Source organism: Methylophilus sp. 'Pure River', from assembly GCF_046765995.1.
Lineage (GTDB): Bacteria > Pseudomonadota > Gammaproteobacteria > Burkholderiales > Methylophilaceae > Methylophilus.
The window spans coordinates 1-778 of sequence record NZ_JBKOUE010000020.1; the positions used below are offsets into that span (position 1 = coordinate 1).

Here is a 778-nt window from a genome sequence, read left to right on the forward strand (position 1 = left end):
GACATGGTTGACGACGCTGAGTTGTTGGAACTGGTTGAGATGGAAGTGCGTGACTTGCTGAGCAAGTATGACTTCCCAGGTGATGACACCCCAATCGTTAAAGGTTCAGCAAAATTGGCACTGGAAGGTGACCAATCAGAAATCGGCGAACCAGCGATTTTCGCATTGGCTGACGCATTAGACAGCTACATCCCAACGCCAGAGCGCGCAATCGACGGCGCATTCCTGATGCCAGTGGAAGACGTATTCTCTATCTCTGGTCGTGGTACTGTAGTAACAGGCCGTATCGAGCGTGGTATCGTTAAAGTCGGCGACGAAATCGAAATCGTAGGTATCAAGCCAACATTGAAAACCACCTGTACTGGTGTTGAAATGTTCCGTAAACTGCTGGACCAAGGTCAAGCAGGCGACAACGTAGGCGTATTGCTGCGTGGTACTAAGCGTGAAGAAGTTGAGCGTGGTCAAGTATTGTCCAAATCAGGTTCTATCAAGCCACACACCAAGTTCACAGCAGAGATCTACGTGTTGGGTAAAGATGAAGGTGGTCGTCATACACCATTCTTCAACGGCTACCGTCCACAGTTTTACTTCCGTACAACTGACGTAACTGGTGCAGTTGAATTGCCAGCAGGTACCGAAATGGTAATGCCAGGTGACAACGTATCTATCTCAGTTGCACTGATCGCTCCGATCGCGATGGAAGAAGGCTTGCGCTTCGCTATCCGTGAAGGTGGTCGTACCGTTGGTGCTGGCGTCGTTGCCAAAATCATCGAGTAAT

1 protein-coding gene is annotated in these 778 nt (G+C 49.6%); it reads left to right on the forward strand.

The window, feature by feature from the left end; translation table 11 throughout:
- The coding region (locus ACIDE9_RS14160) for an elongation factor Tu (protein WP_411995305.1) at positions 1 to 777 on the forward strand (777 nt) is incomplete at its 5' end.
- Between the last annotated feature and the right edge of the window lies 1 nt (position 778).